We start from the raw sequence: 18164 nt of genomic DNA on the forward strand, positions 1-18164 counted from the left end.
GTCCCACAAGGGAATCACGTTCTGTGACCTTGTCGTGGACCTTGTCGAGGCGCGAGGCGATGTGCCCGCCGGTTCGGATGGTGTGAGCGGTGCAGGTACTTCAGATGCAGCTGGAAGTCGGGGCCGATCCGGCGGAGGTCGGCCGGGCCCGTCGATGGGCGAGGTCGCGGCTCATCGGTTCCGGCATGGACGACGACGAGCCGGTGGCGCAGACGCTCATCCTGCTGATCTCCGAGCTCGTCACCAACGCCGTTGTGCACACCGGCTGTCCGGCCGTGCTGCGGATGCTGTTCGGGTCGGGGGCCGCCGAGGCCGGGACCGTACGGGTCGAGGTCGCCGACACCAGCGCGCGGCCCCCCAGCCCGCGCCACGCGCACGGCGACGACACCAACGGACGGGGCCTGGAACTGGTCGACGGGCTCGCCGACCGGTGGGGCTGGCAGCCGGAGGGTTCCGGCAAGCGGATCTGGTGCGAGGTGGACCGGAGCGAGCCGGCCGAGGGGGCGGAATACACGCCGCCGACACCGTCGCCGTCTCCCGTGCGGTACGCGGGGATCGGGCGGTACACGGTCGACCTGTCGGGGTTGGGCGTAGGGACGGGTGCAGGGGCCGGTGTGGGCGGGCTGTCGGGGGGCGGGTGGTCCGCCGGCTGCGAGCGGGACCTTCCGCCGGGTACGGCCGGGACCGAGGCCGGTGCCAGGAACGAGGCCGGGGCGCGGAACGAGGTCGGCACCCGGGCCCGGACCGCCGCCGATGCCAGGGCCGACGGGTCGTCGAAGGCCGTCACGCAGTCCGGAGAGCCGTCACGGTCGAGGTGACCGCGGCCCCGACCCCGGCTCCGGCTCCGACCCCGGCTCCGGCTCCGACCCCGGCTCCGACTGCGGCTCCGACCCCGGCTGCGCCTTGGTCCCCGTTCCCGTCTCCGAGTGCGCCTGTGCGTACGGGTGTTCCCTGGCCGGGTACCGCCCGGAACGTCCGCCGGTAGACGGTCGGCGAGACCCCGAGCGCCGCTTGCAGATGCTGGCGCATGGACTGCGCCGTACCGAATCCCGCGTCCCGTGCGATCTGGTCGACGGACAGATCCGTCGCCTCCAGCAGATGCCGCGCCCGCTCGACCCGCTGCCGCACCAGCCACTGGCCGGGGCTGATCCCGGCCTCCTCCCGGAACCGGCGCGTGAACGTCCGTACGGACATCGACTCCTGCTCCGCCATGTCCCTCAGCTGGATCGGTTCGTGGAGCCGGGCGAGCGCCCAGGCCCTGGCCGCTGTGGTGGTCGCCAACTGCGCGTCCGGGACGGGGCGTTGGATGTACTGGGCCTGGCCGCCGTCCCGGTGCGGCGGGACGACCGTGAGCCGTGCGACGTTGTTGGCGACGGCCGCGCCGTGGTCCCGGCGCACGATGTGCAGACAGAGGTCGATCCCGGCGGCGACCCCGGCCGAGGTCAGGACGTCGCCGTCGTCGATGAAGAGCACGTCCGCGTCGACCCTGATCCGGGGGAACGTCCGCTGGAAGTGCTCCGCCGACGACCAGTGCGTGGAGGCGGGGCGGCCGTCGAGGAACCCGGCGGCGGCCAGCACGTAGCCGCCGGTGCAGATCGAGACGAGACGGGTGCCGGGGCGCAGATGCGCGAGGGCGGCGGCGAGTTCGTCGGTGAGCCTGCCCTCCTCGTGGACCGGGCCCAGTTCGTACGAGGCGGGCACCAGCAGCGTGTCCGCGAGTGCCACGGCCTCCGGGCCGTTCGCCACGAGGATGTCGAAGTCCGCGTCCGTACGCACCGGGCCCGGCGGGCGGACGGAGCAGGTGATCACCTCGTACAGCGGAACGCCCGCGGGGCTCTTGGCGCGGCCGAAGATCCGCTGGGGGATGCCCAGTTCGAAGGGGAGGATCCCGTCGAGCGCGAGGACCACGACGCGGTGGCGCGGCGGGTCGGCGCGGCCGTCCGCACCGACCGCCGACTCCGTCCTGTCCGTCATACGAAAACTCCTGGTGGTCCAGACCAGCCCCTGATATCCCTCGATCCTGTGACTTCCAAGCGTCCGAGGGGCCCCGGCATTCCCGACCCGGCCGAGAGAACCGCGACAGGTCCGGCGAGAGGTCCCGTGACGGGCCCTGCGACGGGCCCTGCGACGGGCCCTCCGCAGGGTCCGGATCCAGGTCCGGATCCAGGTCCGGATCCAGGTCCGGATCCACGCTCCGATTCACGCACCGGTCCCCGCTCCGATTCACGCCCTGGTCCACGTTCTGGGCCGCCACTCGCCAAGCCTTCCGCGCGACCTCCCGCGATGCCGCTCTGGAACCGGGACTTCCGGCACTTCTTCCTCGCCAGGACCGTCGCGCGCTTCGGCGACGGCATGGTGCCCGTCGCGCTCGCCGCCGGGCTGCTCGACGCGGGGTACGGCGCGTCGTCCGTCAGCTTCGCGCTCGGCGCGTGGATGTTCTGCTTCGCCGGATTCGTCCTCTTCGGCGGGGTGCTCGCCGACCGGTTCACCCCGCGCCGGATGATGGTCCTCGCCGATGTGGCACGGCTGTTCGGCACGGTGGCGCTCGCGGCCGTTTTCGCCGGGGGAGCGCCCGCGCTGTGGCTCGTCTACGCGCTGAGCGCCCTCAACGGCCTCGGCGCCGCGCTCTTCCAGCCCGGCGTGGCCAGCATGCTCCCCGTGCTCTCGCCCGATGTGCAGCGCGGCAACGCGGTGTTGCGGGTCTCGGAGTCCCTGGCCACGATGGCGGGTCCGGCGGCGGCCGGCGCGCTGGCCGGGTTCGGCGGGCCGGGCACCATCTTCGGCGTCAACGCGGCGACGTTCGGCGTCAGCGCGCTCTGTCTGTTCCTGATCAGGACGGCCGCCACGGGCCCGGCACACGGCCACTCGATGCTCGGCGAACTGGTCGGCGGCTGGCGGGAGTTCCGCGCCCGCTCGTGGCTGTGGGGCGTGATAGCGGTCTGGACGGTGTACGGCGTCACGGTGCTCGGGCCGATGGTGCCGCTGGCGGCGGTCGTGGTCACCGACCGGTACGGCTCGACGGTCTTCGGTCTGATGATGACCGTCCACGGCGCGGGCAATGTCGCGGGCGGGCTGCTGGCCCTGCGACTGCGCCCGGCCAGACCGCTGTTCGCGGGGACCCTCGCGCTCACCGGTGTGATCGTGAACCTGCCGGTACTGGCGTACGACGTCCCGGCGCCGCTGCTCGCGGCGGGGTTCTTCGTGAGCGGCACCGGCCTGGCCTTCTGGCTGGTGATGTGGTCCACGACGGTCCAGACGAAGATCCCGCCGGAGGCGCTGAACCGGCTCCACGCGTACGATGTGGCCGGCTCCCTGATCATGCTCGCGGTCGGCCGCGCGCTGGCCGGGCCGGTGGCGGAGGCGGTCGGGACGCGCGAGGTGCTGATGGGCGGGGCGGTGGTGAACGTCCTGGTCTGCGCGACGCTGCTCGTGGCCCGCCCGATCCGCGACCTGCGCGCCGCGCCCCACGCTCGCCCCGCGCCACCGCCGACCCGCGCGTCCGCGCCCACGCGCCCGGCGTCGGCCGAGACGGGGAGGGGACCACTCCCGTAGCTCTCACCGCCATGGCTCTCACGACCCCGCCCCCGACCTCGATGGCCGAGACCTCGACGGCCGAGACGGGGTGGGACGCCTCCCCGGCCTCTCACGACCTCGACGGCCACGACCCCAGCGTCGGCAGGCCCGAGCAGCGGAGGGGTCTGCCGCTGCGGGAGGGCTACGGGAGGGTCCCCGCCCCGGCGTCGGCCGTCATCGGGGTCGAAGGTCGGCGCCTCCGTCGGCGTCGGCGCGACGGCGGGGGCGGGGCGTGTCCCTCCGGGGCGTGGGCGGGGCTGTGGAAGGCGGCGCGGGCCGAGGGGTGGGGCACGCCGCGCAGGTCGCGGCCGTGAGAGCCGGGGCGACGAGAGCTACGGGAGGGTCCCCGCCCCGCCCCGCCCGGTCCGGGCCGGGCCCGGCAGGGCGTCGGCCCGGCGGCCTGCCGGTTCTCGTGCTCCCGGTCTCGTGCTCCCGGTCTCGTGCTCCCGGTCCTCGTGGCCTCGGGCCTGACCGGACATCCGTCCTCGTGGCCTCGGCCCTCACGGGCCCCGGCCCCACCGCCCCCGCCCGCACCGGCCCGGCATCGCGTGGCCCGATCCTAGTGAGTGCTGGCCCCCGGGCCACTCGTACGATCGTGCCCCGGCCCGGATGCTTCTTGACGTGACACAGACAGCCGACACTCCCGCACAGGACCTCTCCCCGCGCCGGCGACCCCGGCCCCGAATACACCGGGCCTGGTTCGTCGCCGCCGTCGCCTTCGTGACGATCATCGGGGCCGCCGCCTTCGCCTCCCTGCCCGGACTGCTCATCGACCCCCTGCACGAGGAATTCGACTGGTCGCGCGGCGAGATCGGGTTCGCCGTCTCCGTCAATCTCGCGCTGTACGGGCTGACCGCGCCGTTCGCCGCCGCGCTCATGGACCGGTTCGGCATCCGCCGGGTCGTCGCCGTCGCGCTGACCGTCATCGCCACCGGCTCGGCCCTCACCGTCGTCATGACCGCCGCCTGGCAGATGGTCCTCTACTGGGGCGTCCTCGTCGGCCTCGGCAGCGGCTCCATGGCACTGGCCTTCGCCGCCACCGTCACCAACCGCTGGTTCGTCGCCCGGCGCGGACTCGTCACCGGCATCCTCACCGCCGCCGGCGCCTCCGGTCAGCTCGTCTTCCTGCCGCTGCTCTCCTGGCTCGTGACGAACCACGGCTGGCGCCCCGCCTCCGTCACCGTCGCCATGTCCGCGCTCGTCGTCGTCCCGTTCGTCTGGCTCCTGCTGCGCGACCACCCGGCGGACGTGGGGCTCGCGCCGTACGGCACCGACGAGTTCACGCCCAAGCCGCCCCCCGTGACCGGCGCGGCGCGGCGGGCCGTCACCGTCCTGTTCCAGGCCGCCCGCACCGGGCCCTTCTGGCTGCTCGCGGGGACGTTCGCGATCTGCGGCGCGTCCACGAACGGCCTGGTCAAGACCCACTTCGTCCCCGCCGCGCACGACCACGGCATGGCCATCACGGCCGCCGCCTCACTCCTCGCCGTGATCGGCGTCTTCGACATCGTCGGCACCGTCGCGTCGGGCTGGTTCACCGACCGCTTCGACGCGCGCCGGCTGCTCGCCGTCTACTACGCGCTGCGCGGCGTCTCGCTGCTCTTCCTGCCGATGCTGCTCGGCCCGGACGTCCGGCCGCCGATGCTGTTCTTCATCGTTTTCTACGGTCTGGACTGGGTGGCGACCGTCCCGCCGACGATCGCGCTGTGCCGCGAGTACTACGGCGCCGACAGCGCCATCGTCTTCGGCTGGGTGCTCGCCTCGCACCAGATCGGCGCCGGGATCGTGGCGTTCGCGGGCGGTGTCCTGCGGGACGTCACCGGCTCGTACGACCTGGTCTGGTACGCCTCCGGGGCGCTGTGCGCGGCGGCGGCGCTGATGGCTCTGCTGATCCGCAACCGTACGAAGGAGGCGTCCGACAGCCTGATCGAAGCGGCTTGACCGCCCGGATCGAAGCGGCTTGACCGCGCGGCTCAACGCTGCTTTGCCGCCCGGATCAACGCTGCTTGGCCGCGCGGGACTTGGCGGCCCGCGAGGCCACCGCCCGTGCTATCCGCTCCGAGTCCCGTGACAGTTCCCGCAGCATCCCGCTGATCGGGTTGGTGAAGCCCGTGAAGTACAGCCCCGGCGCCTTCGCGGACGTCCGCCCGCCGCGCACCACCGGGTGCCCCCGCTCGTCCAGCACCCCGAGGTGCCCCACCAGGCCCTCCAGGGCGCGGTGGTAGCCGGTCGCGGCGATCACCACCTCGGGGGTGATCCGCGAACCGTCCGCCAGCACCACCTTGTTGTCGTCGAACGACCCGACCGCCGCGACCGGTTCGACCTTGCCCTTGCGTACCGCCGCGATCAGCCCCATGTCCTGCACCGGGACGGCCCCCTCGCGCACCCGCGAGTACAGCCCGGTGTCGGGGCGCGGCAGCCCCCGGTCCGTCAGATCGGGCACCGAGATCCGGGCCATGATCCGGCCGGCCCGGTCGACCAGCCGCACCGGCAGCCGGCGCACGAGGATGCCGGTGCGCTGGGCGGGCCAGCCCGCGGTGGAGCGGCGCACGATGTGCGGGACGGTACGGACCGCCAGCCGCACCCGCGCCGCGCCGCCCTCCACCAGGTCGACGGCGATCTCGGCGCCCGTGTTGCCGACGCCCACGACGAGCACGTCCTTGCCCTCGTACGGGCGGGGATTGCGGTACGCGCTCGCGTGCAGCAGTTCACCGCCGTACGACTCCACGCCCGGCCAGGACGGCAGCCGGGGCGTGTGGTTGAAGCCGGTGGCGACCACGACGGCGGGTCCGGTCAGCTCCCGGCCGCCGGTGCCGTGCAGCAGCCAGTTCTCGCCGTCCGCCGACCGTTCGACGCTCGTGATCTCGACGCCGGTGACGATCTCCAGGCCGTGGAACTCCGCGTACTTCTCCAGGTAGCGCACCATGTGGTCGCGCGAGACCCAGCGGCCGAAGGACCGGGGCATCGGCAGGCCCGGCAGCGCGGAGAGCTTGCGGGTGGTGTGCAGATGGAGCCGGTCGTAGTGGCCGCGCCAGGAGGCGCCGACGGCCTCGGACTTCTCCAGTACGACGGCTCGTACGCCCCGCGCGCGCAGGGCGGCGGCGGCGGCGAGACCGCCAGGCCCGCCCCCGATGACGTACACGGGACGGTCGTTGGTGAGGTCGATGTCGCTGGCCATGAGAGCTGAGCGTAATCGAGTGGGCACTTGTTGGGTCTCGGTCAAGATGGGAATCGATTGCGAATCGGTCACGTCCGCGCAATTCCTGCGGGCAGCGGCTGAAACCACCGTGAAAGCGGCGTGAATCCGACGGCCCGAGCGGTGGCGTCCGTTCCGCCGATGCGGCCACCCGGTCCGGTTGCCGGGGAGGGTGTGGCGGGACCGGCCGACCGGGGTCAGGGCCAGAGCAGTTCGCGCGACCAGCCGCCGCCGGTCCCGGCGGGAGCGGGCGCGGGCGCAGGGGCAGGGACAGGGTCGGTGGCGGGAATCGGCCCCCGGCCGGAGGCCCGTTCGCCCTCCGTACGGCGGTAGCGCAGCCGTACGTGGCGGCGCTCGGCGTCGCCCTGGAAGAACTCGACCTCGTCGGCGTCGAGCACGTACCGCGTCCAGGTCGGTGCCGGTGCGTCCGGCTCGGTCCGGGCCCGCTCCCACGCGGCCCGCGACGCCCGCTCCAACTCACCGGCGGAGCCCAGCACTTCACTCTGCCGCCCGGTGAGGGCCGCGGCCAGCGCCCCGGTGGACCGTACGCCCAGATCGGCGCGGCTCTCCTCGGGCCCGGCGGCCAGCACCCGGCCCCGTACCCGCACCTGTCGCCCCTGCGCGGGCCAGTAGAAACCGAGCGCCGCCCACGGACGCTCCGCCAGCTGGCGGCCCTTCGCGCTGGTGGCGTGCGAGGCGAAGTGCCAGCCGCGTGCGTCGGCGTCGTGCAGGAGCAGCGTCCGTACGTCGGGGTGCCCGGCGCGGTCGGCGGTCGCGAGCGTCATGGCGTGCGGTTCCTCCTGCCCGGCCGCCACCGCCGCCACGAACCACCGCCGGAACAGCGTCAGCGGCTGATCGGGGACGTCGTCGGTGTCGAAACCGGCCAGACCGCGGTCCCAGACCCGCGCGCCCCGCAGGGCCTCGTGGAACGCCCGCCGCTCGTCGTCGCTCATGGCCCCATTCAACCGTGCGCGAGGGGCCGGGTACGGGAGCGCCGGCGGCGGATCAGCTCGCTGATCGGCCGCCGGCGTGACAGGACGGAGGAAACGCGGAACGAAGAGGGGGGAGGGAGGGTGTGGGGAGAGAAGCGGGACGCGGGACGTGGGCGGGCAGGGAGTGGAGGGGCGGGGAAGGTGGGCGCGGCCGTACCGGGCCGGTGCGCGGCTACTTCGCCGGCTTCCTGCCCGTGATGCCCAGATGGACCAACAGGGCCAGATTCGGGCGCAGTTCGGCCTGCTTCACGCCCCAGGTCTGGAAGCCCTTCTGGTGCCCCGCCACCGCGGCGAGCATGACCACCAGTGACCCCGCCATGGCGGCGGCGTTGACGTCCTTGTCGACCCGGCCTTTGGACTGGAGCTCCTTCACCGAATCCGTAAGGGAGTTGGTGACCGAACTCAGGATCTTCATGCGGATCTTGTAGAACCGCTTGTCGCCCTCGGCCGCGCCGAGATCGACGACCCTGAGGATCGCGTCGTTCTTGCGCCAGAAGTCGAGGAATCCCTCCACGAGTTCATCCGCGGTCTGGCGTCCCGCTTTACCCGCCCAGGAGCGCCCGGAGACCAGATCGGTCAATCCGCTGCCCTCCTTGGCCATTTCCTCGGCGATCTCAAGGACAGCGCCCTCGACGTCCGGGAAGTACTGATAGAAGGTCGCGGGTGAAGTGCCTGCCTTCCGGGCCACGTCGATGACTTTGACGTCCCGATACGGCGAGGTGCTGAGCATCTCGCTGAGGCAGTCGAGCAGCTTCTGCCGCGTCGCCTGGCCGCGCCGACCGGCCACGCGGCCGTCGACGGTACGTACTTGTCCTGTCATGCCGTCAGCTTACCGAGGGGTGATCGGAGCGCGATTCGGCCGAGTGCAAATGGGGAACCGCCCGCTGTTCGCAGGGGTCGGAAGCGGTCCGGCCGGGGCTGTCGGCCCGCTGCGGTGTTATTAACAGCCTGTGGACAACTTCGGTGGATAACTCATCGCACACGGACGCTCACCGGGGGACAATTAGCTAATTGTTCGATTTGCCCCGCCCTGCGCCCGACGAAATGCGCCATTAGCGTGGCCGGAAGACGCGCCGCTGGGGCGGTACGCACGTGGAGGAAGGAGCCGGACTCATGGTCGCATTCGCGGAAGGCGTGCCGTGCTGGGTGGATGTGTCGCTTCCCGACGTCCGGGCGGGCAAGCGTTTCTACGGCGACCTGTTCGGCTGGACATTCGACCCGGAAGGTGACGCGGACTCCGTCCCGGCATACGGGAGTTACGTGAACGCATTCAGTGACGGAAAGCGCGTCGCCTCCCTCGCCGCGAAGCGGGACGGCCGTATGCCGACCGCCTGGGGCGTTTATTTCGCGACATCGGACGCCGTCGCGCTGGTCGAGCGAATCAAGGAGGCCGGGGGCGGAATGGTGATGGATCCGACAATCGTCGGTCCGTACGGCACGATGGCGCAGGGCGTCGATCCCGGCGGCGCCGTCTTCGGCCTCTGGCAGCCCGGCTCGCACTCCGGCTTCGAAAAGCAGGGCGAGCCCGGATCTTTCTGCTGGGCGGAGGTCTATACGAGGGACAAGGAGAGCGTCGACCTCTTCTACGAGTCGGTATTCGGCTTCGTCGGCAAGGACCTCCCGGACGAACCGGCCGACTTCCGCGCCTGGTCCCCGGCCGGTTCCGAACCGGGCGGTGACAGCGCCGTCGGCGGGCGAAGTGTCATCACCGACGCATTTCCCAAGGAGATGCCGGGGCATTTCCTCGTTTACTTCTCCGTCGCGGACTGCGACGAGACCGTCGCCGAGACGGTACGGCTGGGCGGCCGGGTCCGGGAATCCGCCGCCGACACCCCGTACGGGCGGGTCGCCGGTCTCGTGGACAACCAGGGCGCGGCCTTCGCGGTCCTGGCGGAACCGGAGGCCGCCTGAGCAGCCGATTCGGGCGCCGTACGCAGCCGCGCCGGGGGCCCGCGCCGGTCGTCGTACGGCGGCCGGCCGGCCCGGACGGCACCCGCCCGCACCGGCTCCCGACGCCCCGGGGCGGGCCCTCCGCCGCGGGGTCCTGGCAACCCGCGCCGGTCCCCGCGCGTCATGGACTCATACGGACGGGATACTCACTCCGAACGCCGTACAGCGCAGTACAAGGACGTTCGTTCATTTCCTGTCCGAAACAAGGGGAGACACCCCGATCCGCCCCCGGGTTCGCAACCAACGGGCCAGACAGGAAGAATCAGGGGGCAGGGGGCCGTACCTTGGTGGCCCGTACGGGGAGGTGGGCAGGCAAGTGGAGCAGCTGACGCAGCACGATCCGAGACGTATCGGGCCCTTCGAGGTGCTCGGGCGCCTCGGCGCGGGCGGCATGGGGCTCGTCTATCTCGCACGCTCGGCCTCGGGCCGGCGTGTGGCGATCAAGACGGTCCGCACCGAGCTCGCCGAGGACCAGCTGTTCCGTGTCCGTTTCACCCGCGAGGTGGAGGCGGCCCGCGCGGTCAGCGGCTTCTACACGGCCGCCGTGGTGGACGCCGACCCACGGGCCGCCGTGCCCTGGCTGGCCACCGCCTACGTTCCGGCGCCCTCCCTGGAGGAGATGGTCAACCGCTGCGGCCCGCTGCCCGTACAGGGCGTGCGCTGGCTCGCCGCCGGCATCGCCGAGGCCCTCCAGTCCATCCACGGCGAGGGCCTGGTCCACCGCGACCTGAAGCCGTCGAACGTGCTGGTCGTGGAGGACGGGCCGCGCGTCATCGACTTCGGTATCGCCTCCGGGGTCTCCAACACCCGGCTGACCATGACCAACGTGGCCGTCGGCACCCCCGCGTACATGTCGCCCGAGCAGGCGCGCGACTCCCGCAGCGTCACGGGCGCCAGCGACGTCTTCTCGCTCGGCTCCACGCTGGTCTTCGCCGCCACCGGCCACGCGCCCTTCCACGGGGCCAACCCCGTCGAGACCGTCTTCATGCTGCTGCGCGAGGGCCCCGATCTGGAGGGGCTGCCCGACGACCTGCGCCCCCTGATCGACTCCTGCATGCAGATGGACGCCACCAAGCGGCCCACTCCCGCCGACCTCCAGTCGCAGCTCGCCCCGCATCTGTTCGCCTCGGGCAGCGACGACAGCGGTACGGCGTCGGCGTGGCTGCCCGCGTCCGCCACCGAGATGATCGAGGAGCGCCGGGGCGGCGGCCGGGTCAACGCTGCCGCCGCCGCGGCGGCGGCGCGTCCCCCGCTGCCCCCGCCGCCCTCCCACCACCCGCCGCCGCCCCCGCACGCACCCGACCGTGACGCCGCGTGGCGCCGCGCGGCCGGCGACGCCGCACCGGCCGTGCCCGGCCCGATGGGCGAGGGCCGGGGCGCCCCGGTCCGGCTCCCCGGCGCCCCCGTCCCGATCGGCCCCGGCCCCCGTGTCGCCGACACCCGCACCGCCCTCTCCGTGGACGCCGGTCCGACCACCGGCTGGATCCGCCCGCCCGCCGGGCTGACCGCCGCCGAGCCGCCGGCCGGTATGGTCCCGGCCCCCGCCGTCCCCCCGGGCCCGGCCCCCGACGGCGCCGCACCGGGCCGCTGGCGGCCCTGGCGCTTCCGGATGTCGAACGACGTCTGGGGCACACCCGTGGTCGACGGGGACCTGCTGTACGTCACCTCGTTCGAGGTGCACGCGCTGGACGTGGGCAGTGGCCGCCGCCAGTTCAAGACCCGCGACGTGGCCTGGGCGATGGCCGTCGCCGGAGGCCGTATCCACGCCTCCGACGGCCCGACGCTGTACGCGCTCGACGGCAAGGACGGCACCGAGCGCTGGCGGTTCCCGACCGACGCCTGGGTGTACTCGCTCAAGACCGACCGGGGCACCGTCGTCACCGCCACCCGCGGCGGCGGCGTCCAGGCGTGGGAGGCGTCCACCGGCGAGAAGCTGTGGCAGATCACCGGCGCCCAGACCGACTTCGAGACCCCCGAGGCCGGACCCACCATCGCCGACGGCACGGTGTACGTCTGGCAGAACGCCCGCCTCCGGGCGCTCGACGCGCGTACCGGCAACGAACGCTGGTCGTACCCCATCGGCGACGGCGCGTCCTGCGGGGGCGTACCGGTGCGCCTGACACCCGCGTCCGACGGGTCCGTCTATGTGGCGGCGGGCACCCGTGTGCTCTCCATCGACACCGCGAGCGGCCGGGTGCGCTGGCACTTCGAGTCGCCCGCCGTCTTCCTCTCACCGCCCGCCTTCGCGCCCGGCCCGGCCGTGACCGGCGGCGGTGTGTATCTCGCCGACTACCTCGGCACGGTGTACGCGCTGGACGCCACCACCGGCAAGGACCGCTGGCGCATCGCCACCGAGGCCCGCAAGTCCCTGGAACCGGTCCTGGTCACCGCCGGGAACGTGCACGTGGGCAGCGGAAAGGCGCTCTACACGCTGGACGCGGTGGCAGGTACGCCCAAGTGGCGCTTCGCCGCGGGCGGCGAGGTCGTCGGCGCGCCCGTCGTGGCGGACGGCAGGCTGCACTTCGGCTCGGCCGACCATGTCCTCTACACGCTGGACGCCGGCGGCGGACAGCTCCGCTGGAAGCTGGCGACGGGCGGCGAGATCACGGGCTCCCCGGTGGCGCGCGGGGGAGTGGTGTACGCGTGCAGCAAGGACCGCTGCGTCTACGCGCTGGACGCGATCAAGGGCACGGCCACGGGCCGGGGCGCCCGCTGACCGGCTCCGGCCGACTTGAGGCTCAACTCTCGTCCCGGCGGCGGCCGGTGTCGTCCGGCCCGGGTGGTGTCCGGGGCTGCTCCGTGGTGTCCCAGGACCGGGCGTCGGACTCCCAGACGCGCTGCTCGGTGCTGCCGGGCGCCGACTGGTCGTGGGGGGAGCCGTACGAACCGGGCGGTTCGTACCGGTCGTCACGGCCCTCGTACGGCTGATCCCGGTCGTCGTACCGGTCGTTCGCATCCTCGTACCGCTCGCTCGTGCCCCCGTACCGCTCGCCGCCCTGATAGCCCCGGTAGTCCTGGTCGTCGTACTGCTCCGGACCGGCGACCGGCTCGCTCGTGCCGTACGGCTCCGCACGGCCGTACCGCTCCTGCTCCCGTTCGCGGTTCCGCCCGCCCCCGACATACCGGTGGCCGCCTCTGCGGCGCGCCCGGCCGCTCATCACCCCCGCCGCGAGCAGCAGCAGCGCCCCGCCGCCGAAGGCGAGGGCCACCCCGAGGCCGACGCCGGTGCCGTCACCGTTCAGCGTCAGTCCGCCGGCGTGCTGCCCCTGCCGCACCGTCCACAGGACGGTGAATCCGAGCACGATCAGCCCGGCCAGCGCCACCAGCGGTCGCGAGCGCAGCACCAGGCCGAGCAGGGTGACCAGGGCGGCGAAGGCGAACGGCAGCAGAAGGGAGACCCACAGGCCGGAACTGGTGCCGGTGATGCCGTTGAACAGGTCCTCGACGCGGTAGTCCCGGCCGTGCCGGCCGTCGTACCACGCCTGGAACGGGCTCGCCACCGCGGCGGCGGCCCCGATGACCGCGAGGACCGACCCGATGATGTTGCGGACCATCGACGGCCTCCTTGGATCAGTGTGCGGAGCACCACGTCCAAATCCCGACGCTACGCCCGGGAACCGGGGGCCGCCAGATTTGGTCCCGTGCACCGAGGGCCGCCCCGGCCGCTGCTAGAGTGGCATGAGCCCGACAAAAGGGCGGAAAGACCGACCAACCGCATCACTTCACGCGTCGCACGACGCGTCACATTCAACGGGGGTTGAAGTGAAAATTCGCCATGTCCGTGCCATAGCCGTCTTCGGTATCGCCCTGGTCGCGCTGACCGGCGCCCGTGGCTCCGGCGGCGGCGGGTGCTCCAGTTCGAGCAGCTCCAGCAGTTCCAGCGGCAGCCACTTGGACAGCGACTCCGACGACGACTACGACGGCACGTCGGGCTCCGGCGGGGGCTTCTCGTCGGGCGGTGGCTCCAACGAGTACGACGCCGCGCGGGATCTGACGATCGGCGCGTGCGAGTACGACGAGGCCGACGGGTTCACCGCCGAGGTCACCGCCTCGAACACCGGTGACGAGATCTACGACTACACCTTCACCGTCGAGTTCAACGACGCCTTCGGGGCCACGCTCGCGAGCGAGTCCGGCGCCATCTCCCACGTCATGGCGGGCTCCACCAAGTCGCTCGACGTCCTCGTCCCGGACACCGGCGCCAAGGGCGGCGACGCCGGCGGCGAGTGCGAGGTCGTCGGCGCGACCCGCAGCACCGTCTGACGCAGACCGTACGGTCCGCCAACCGGCGCCCGTGCGGCGCCGTCGGCGGCGGCACACGAAGAGACGACGACCGCCGGGGCCCCCTGAACGGTCCCGGCCGTCGCCGTCTCTCGTGTTTCCCCCGTGTTCCCCCGCTTCCCCCGTGCTTCCCCCCGGTCTTCCCCCCGTCTCCCCTCTGTTCCCGAGCCCCCCGCGTCCCCCATGCTTCGCGGGACGGCCGCGGCGGCACCCTCCCCCGCCGCCGCGACCGCCTCCGGTCCGGCCGTTTCCCCCTGGTGCTCCGGCCGTTCCCCCGGTGGTCCCGACCGGCTCCCGCTGCTACTTCGGCGGCGCCGGAGTGTGGTGGTCACCCAGCGGCTTGACCGTCCCGTCCTTCGGCGGTGCCGGAGTGTGGTGGTCGCCCTGGGTGGTCGTGCCGTTCTTCGGCGGCGCGGGCGTGTGGTGGTCCCCCTGCGTGGTGATGTCGTCCGCGTTCTTCTCGGCGTTGCTCATCTTTCGCCCCTTGGGATTGCGCTGCTGGGATTGCGCTGTTCGTACGGAAAGCGGCCTTCCGCCCGGATACTCCCCCGAGGTCGCCGGGCAGAAGGCCGGTGAGACCCCCGTCTCCCTTCGGAAACGAGGGACCCGTTCGTCCCGTCTGCCCCCCGAGGCGACGGATCGAATGTGCACTGGAGCATGCCGAATGAGCATAAACATTCGATGAACGCCCAGGCCGGGCACCTCGTAAGGCATCGGACACCTCATCAGCCAGCCCCGCCCCGCGCGACAGCTCCGGGCCCCGAGAGCAAGCCGCCGCGCCGCACGGCAAACGACCGGAACCCCGGGGAAACGGCGAATCGGCGAATCGGGGACCACGACCGGAACCCCGAAGCCCGGGACGCCGCCTACGCCGCGCTGAGCGGCGGGGCCAGCAGCTCCCGTACCTCCTCGGCCTCCGCCGCGCCCGACGCCTCGTGCAGTGCCAGCGCCTCCCGCCAGCACACCCGCGCCCGGTCCGCCTGCCCCAGACTCTCCAGCGCCTTGCCCAGCGTGATCAGCAGATTGGCCCGGGTCCGGTCGCCGCCGATGCAGCCGAGCACCAGCGCCTGCTCGGCGTGCTGCGCCGCCCGTGCGGCCCGCCGCGCCGCCAGATGGGCCTGGGCGATCCGGAAGTGGGTGGTGCCCTCCCACAGCCGCTGCCGGTTCGTCTCGAACCCGTCCAGCGCCTCGGCCAGTTGCTCCAGCGCCTCCTGGTGCCGCCCCGCGTGGGTGAGCGCGATCCCCAGCGCGTAGCGGGCGTTGGAGAGCCGCAGGGTGTGGCCGATGGTGCCGTACACCTCGACGCCCTGCTCGGCCAGCGCGATGGCCCGCGTCGTACGGCCCAGGGAGAGCTGGATGCGCGAGAGGTTGCACAGGGCGCTCGCCTCGCCGGGGCGGTTGCCGTCGGCGCGCGAACCCTCCATCGCCCGGAGCAGATGCTCCTCGGCGTCCGTGAACCGGCCCTGGTTGAAGGCGATGATGCCCCGGTCGTTGTCCGACCAGTAGACGGGCGCCGGGTCCCGTACGGATTCGGCCAGCGCCGCCGCCTGCCGGGCCTCCTCGTCCGCCTCCTCGTAACGGCCCGCCACCAGATGGACGTTGGTCATCGACGTCCGCGCCCGGCCCTCCGTACGGGCGTCGCCCGCCGCGCGCGCCGCCGCCAGCGCCGAACGGGCCGCCGTCTCGTACGACTTGGAGTTGGCGCCCGACTCCGCCAGGTCCTGCGCGGCCCACAGCAGGTCGACGGCGCTCCGCAGCCTGGCCCCGCCCGCCGCCTGCCGGGCGCACGCCAGCAGGCAGTCGGCCTCCGCGTACAGCCAGTCCTGCGCCTGGTGCCGGTCGGTGAAGACCAGCCCCTCGTACTCCGCCGGCTCCAGATGGTCCCGGAGCCGGTCGCCCGGCCGCTCGATGGTGTAGACCCGCCCCGCCGTCACCAGATAGAAGTCCAGCAGCCGGGAGAGCGCCGACTCGATCCCGGTGGGCGGCTGTTCGTCGCGGTCGGCGCAGGCGCGCGCGTAGAGCCGGACCAGATCGTGGTAGCGGTAGCGGCCGGGCGCCGCCGACTCGACCAGCGAGGTGTCCACCAGGGACTCCAGCAGGTCCTCGGTCTCGTGCGCCGGCAGATCCAGTACGGCGGACGCCGCCGCCAGCGAGATGTCCGGGCCGTCGGCCAGCCCCAGCAGCCGGAACGCGCGGGCCTGCGCGGGCTCCAGCTGGCCGTACCCCAGCTCGAAGGTCGCCTTCACCGCCAGGTCGCCCGCCTGGAGTTCGTCCAGCCGACGGCGTTCGTCGGCGAGTTTCGCCGCCAGCACCGACACCGTCCAGGTGCGGCGCGCGGCCAGCCGGGAGGCGGCGATCCGGATCGCGAGCGGCAGGAACCCGCAGGCGGCGACGACGTCCAGCGCCGCCTCGCGCTCGGAGCCGACCCGCTCCCGGCCCACGATCCGGGTGAACAGCTGAAGCGCCTCCTCCGGCGACATCACGTCCAGGTCGACCAGATGGGCACCCGCCAGATCCACCATCCGGACCCGGCTCGTGACGAGCGTGGCGCAGCCCTCCGTACCCGGCAGCAGCGGACGCACCTGGGCGGCGTCGCGCGCGTTGTCGAGCAGGATCAGCACCCGCCGGCCGTCCAGCGCCGAGCGGTACAGCGCCGAGCGCTCGTCCAGCGAGTCCGGGATCGCCGAGTCGGGTGTGCCCAGCGCCCGCAGGAACGAGCCCAGTACGGCCTCCGGTTCGGCGAACCGCGCGTCCGCGCCCTGGAGGTCCACGTACAACTGGCCGTCGGGGAAGCGCGGCCGGGCCGCGTGCGCCACGTGCACCGCGAGTGTCGTCTTGCCCACGCCGCCGATACCGGCCAGCGCGGAGACCGCCATCACCGATCCCTCGGCGCTCGCCAGCCGGCTGCCCAGCTCCCGTACGAACGCCTCCCGTCCGGTGAAGTCCGGCACCGTGGCGGGGAGTTGGGCGGGCCGGGTGAAGGTCGCGACCGGCGCGGTCTCCTCCACCGGACGGGCCAGTTCGTCGTCGGCCCGCAGGATGCGCTGCTGGAGCCTGGCCAGTTCGGGCCGGGGGTCCACGCCCAGTTCGTCGGCGAGAAGCCGGCGCGTGTCCGCGTACACGGCCAGCGCCTCGGCCTGCCGGCCGCTGCGGTAGAGGGCCAGCATCAGCAGTTCGCGCAGCCGTTCGCGCAGCGGGTGTACGGCGGTGAGCGCGGTGAGTTCGGAGACGGCCTCGGCGTGCCTGCCGAGCTCCAGGTCGATGTCCAGCCGCCCCTCGACGAGTTGGAGACGCCACTCCTCCAGCCGGGCGCGCTCGGTCTCCGCGTACGGACCGGGCACCGACGCCAGCGGCTCGCCGTCCCACAGCCCGAGCGCCTTGTTGAGCAGATCACGGGCCTGTCTGCGGTTGCCCGACGCCCGCTCCTTCTCGGCACCCGCCGCCAACTCCCGTGCCGCACCGAGATCCAGGGCGTCGGGCGCGGTGCGCAGCGCGTACCCGCCGGACTCGCTGACCAGCACCCCGGGGGAGAGGACCTTGCGCAGCCGGGACGCGTACGTCCGTACGGCGGCCAGCGCCTGGGACGGCGCGGACTCGCCCCAGATGGCGTCGATCAGCTCCCCGGCGGTGGCGGTACGGCCGTCCCGCAGGAGCAGCGCGGCGAGCAGCGCCCGCTGCTGGGGCGAGCCGGAGGGCAGCAACTCGGCGCCCCGCCAGGCGCGTACGGGCCCGAGGACCGCGAACCGCAGCGCCTCGGCCGGGCCCGGCGCCGTGTCCGGTGTGGCCGGAGCACGTCGCTCCGGTACGCGCGGCCCGCTGTCACGGTCCATAGCTCCCCCTGCCCCCGAACTGCCGGTATCGCCCCCGACAGTCTGCCTTGTCCGGAGTGGCGGCGTCAGCCTCGGGCGGGGGTCTGCACAAGCCCTCGACACGGTAAAGGAGGCGACGGCTCCAGGTAAATCGAGATCCGTCGGCGCGGTCCGGACGCCCACCGGGGCGGGGACACCGGGCATCGGCAGCGGCGGTCGCGCGGCCGGCGGACCCGGGGCGCCCGGTGAGTGGTTGCGCCGAGCGTCGGGGATCAGCGGCGGTCCCCGGCACACGGCGGCCCGGGGCGCCGGACCTGGTCGGACCAGGTAGTGGTTGTGCCCCGTGTCCGAGACCAGCGCCGCCCG

The 18164-nt window shown here is 73.2% G+C and carries 13 protein-coding genes and 1 pseudogene; 7 read left to right on the forward strand and 7 right to left on the reverse strand.

The genetic code is table 11. The annotated features are described in order from the left end of the window. Positions 1-89: 89 nt before the first annotated feature. A pseudogene (locus tag OG875_RS17820) lies at positions 90-521 on the forward strand (ATP-binding protein); the annotation flags it as partial. A gap of 262 nt (positions 522-783) precedes the next feature. Here the strand turns inward: OG875_RS17820 and OG875_RS17825 are convergent. After that, the gene (locus tag OG875_RS17825) at positions 784-1974 is read right to left on the reverse strand and encodes a GlxA family transcriptional regulator (protein ID WP_330175211.1); all 1191 of its coding nucleotides are present in this window, start codon (positions 1972-1974) and stop codon (positions 784-786) included. A gap of 309 nt (positions 1975-2283) precedes the next feature. Here OG875_RS17825 and OG875_RS17830 point away from each other — a divergent pair, with 309 nt between their 5' ends. From OG875_RS17830 to OG875_RS17840, 3 genes are all read left to right on the forward strand, one after another. Further along, entirely contained in the window at positions 2284-3552 is a 1269-nt protein-coding gene (locus OG875_RS17830) for an MFS transporter (RefSeq protein WP_330175212.1), read from the forward strand. A gap of 11 nt (positions 3553-3563) precedes the next feature. After that, positions 3564-3887 (forward strand): hypothetical protein, encoded by a 324-nt coding sequence (locus tag OG875_RS17835; protein WP_330175213.1) that lies wholly within the window; start codon positions 3564-3566, stop codon positions 3885-3887. 295 nt (positions 3888-4182) lie between these two features. Then, positions 4183-5511, forward strand: coding sequence for an MFS transporter (locus OG875_RS17840; RefSeq protein ID WP_330175214.1), 1329 nt, complete (start codon positions 4183-4185; stop codon positions 5509-5511). Positions 5512-5566: 55 nt separating this feature from the next. Here the strand turns inward: OG875_RS17840 and OG875_RS17845 are convergent, their stop codons facing one another. The 3 genes from OG875_RS17845 to OG875_RS17855 all read right to left on the reverse strand — a co-directional run bounded on the left by OG875_RS17845 (position 5567) and on the right by OG875_RS17855 (position 8578). Further along, positions 5567-6748 (reverse strand): flavin-containing monooxygenase, encoded by a 1182-nt coding sequence (locus OG875_RS17845; RefSeq protein WP_330175215.1) that lies wholly within the window; start codon positions 6746-6748, stop codon positions 5567-5569. A gap of 215 nt (positions 6749-6963) precedes the next feature. Beyond that, entirely contained in the window at positions 6964-7719 is a 756-nt protein-coding gene (locus tag OG875_RS17850) for a pyridoxine/pyridoxamine 5'-phosphate oxidase (RefSeq protein ID WP_330175216.1), read from the reverse strand. A gap of 211 nt (positions 7720-7930) precedes the next feature. Then, a complete protein-coding gene (locus OG875_RS17855; RefSeq protein WP_330175217.1) occupies positions 7931-8578 on the reverse strand; it encodes a TetR family transcriptional regulator in 648 nt (215 codons plus the stop codon). Between the two features lie 293 nt (positions 8579-8871). On the opposite strand from OG875_RS17855, the gene OG875_RS17860 reads away from it, so the two are divergent. Together OG875_RS17860 and OG875_RS17865 are read left to right on the forward strand one after the other, a co-directional pair. After that, a complete protein-coding gene (locus tag OG875_RS17860; RefSeq protein WP_330175218.1) occupies positions 8872-9669 on the forward strand; it encodes a VOC family protein in 798 nt (265 codons plus the stop codon). Between the two features lie 355 nt (positions 9670-10024). Next, positions 10025-12424, forward strand: coding sequence for an outer membrane protein assembly factor BamB family protein (locus OG875_RS17865; RefSeq protein ID WP_330175219.1), 2400 nt, complete (start codon positions 10025-10027; stop codon positions 12422-12424). Between the two features lie 22 nt (positions 12425-12446). Here the strand turns inward: OG875_RS17865 and OG875_RS17870 are convergent, their stop codons facing one another. Then, positions 12447-13262 carry a hypothetical protein gene (locus OG875_RS17870; protein ID WP_330175220.1) on the reverse strand — a complete coding sequence of 272 codons (816 nt, stop codon included), beginning with the start codon at positions 13260-13262 and terminating at the stop codon, positions 12447-12449. Positions 13263-13470: 208 nt separating this feature from the next. On the opposite strand from OG875_RS17870, the gene OG875_RS17875 reads away from it, so the two are divergent. Beyond that, positions 13471-13971, forward strand: coding sequence for a hypothetical protein (locus tag OG875_RS17875; protein ID WP_330175221.1), 501 nt, complete (start codon positions 13471-13473; stop codon positions 13969-13971). A gap of 318 nt (positions 13972-14289) precedes the next feature. Here OG875_RS17875 and OG875_RS17880 read toward each other — a convergent pair whose 3' ends face one another. Beyond that, positions 14290-14463, reverse strand: a complete 174-nt coding sequence (locus OG875_RS17880) for a sigma-like protein (RefSeq protein WP_330175222.1) — start codon at positions 14461-14463, stop codon at positions 14290-14292. 392 nt (positions 14464-14855) lie between these two features. Beyond that, positions 14856-17819 carry an AfsR/SARP family transcriptional regulator gene (locus OG875_RS17885; protein ID WP_330175223.1) on the reverse strand — a complete coding sequence of 988 codons (2964 nt, stop codon included), beginning with the start codon at positions 17817-17819 and terminating at the stop codon, positions 14856-14858. Positions 17820-18164: the final 345 nt, after the last annotated feature.

It is taken from the genome of Streptomyces sp. NBC_01498, from assembly GCF_036327775.1.
Lineage (GTDB): Bacteria > Actinomycetota > Actinomycetes > Streptomycetales > Streptomycetaceae > Streptomyces.

Bases quoted from the DNA above. Each gene is read 5' to 3' on its own strand.
- OG875_RS17825 (WP_330175211.1), bottom strand. From the start codon at position 1,974: ATGACGGACAGGACGGAGTCGGCGGTCGGTGCGGACGGCCGCGCCGAC.
- OG875_RS17830 (WP_330175212.1), top strand. From the start codon at position 2,284: ATGCCGCTCTGGAACCGGGACTTCCGGCACTTCTTCCTCGCCAGGACC.
- OG875_RS17835 (WP_330175213.1), top strand. From the start codon at position 3,564: ATGGCTCTCACGACCCCGCCCCCGACCTCGATGGCCGAGACCTCGACG.
- OG875_RS17840 (WP_330175214.1), top strand. From the start codon at position 4,183: ATGCTTCTTGACGTGACACAGACAGCCGACACTCCCGCACAGGACCTC.
- OG875_RS17845 (WP_330175215.1), bottom strand. From the start codon at position 6,748: ATGGCCAGCGACATCGACCTCACCAACGACCGTCCCGTGTACGTCATC.
- OG875_RS17850 (WP_330175216.1), bottom strand. From the start codon at position 7,719: ATGAGCGACGACGAGCGGCGGGCGTTCCACGAGGCCCTGCGGGGCGCG.
- OG875_RS17855 (WP_330175217.1), bottom strand. From the start codon at position 8,578: ATGACAGGACAAGTACGTACCGTCGACGGCCGCGTGGCCGGTCGGCGC.
- OG875_RS17860 (WP_330175218.1), top strand. From the start codon at position 8,872: ATGGTCGCATTCGCGGAAGGCGTGCCGTGCTGGGTGGATGTGTCGCTT.
- OG875_RS17870 (WP_330175220.1), bottom strand. From the start codon at position 13,262: ATGGTCCGCAACATCATCGGGTCGGTCCTCGCGGTCATCGGGGCCGCC.
- OG875_RS17880 (WP_330175222.1), bottom strand. From the start codon at position 14,463: ATGAGCAACGCCGAGAAGAACGCGGACGACATCACCACGCAGGGGGAC.
- OG875_RS17885 (WP_330175223.1), bottom strand. From the start codon at position 17,819: ATGGACCGTGACAGCGGGCCGCGCGTACCGGAGCGACGTGCTCCGGCC.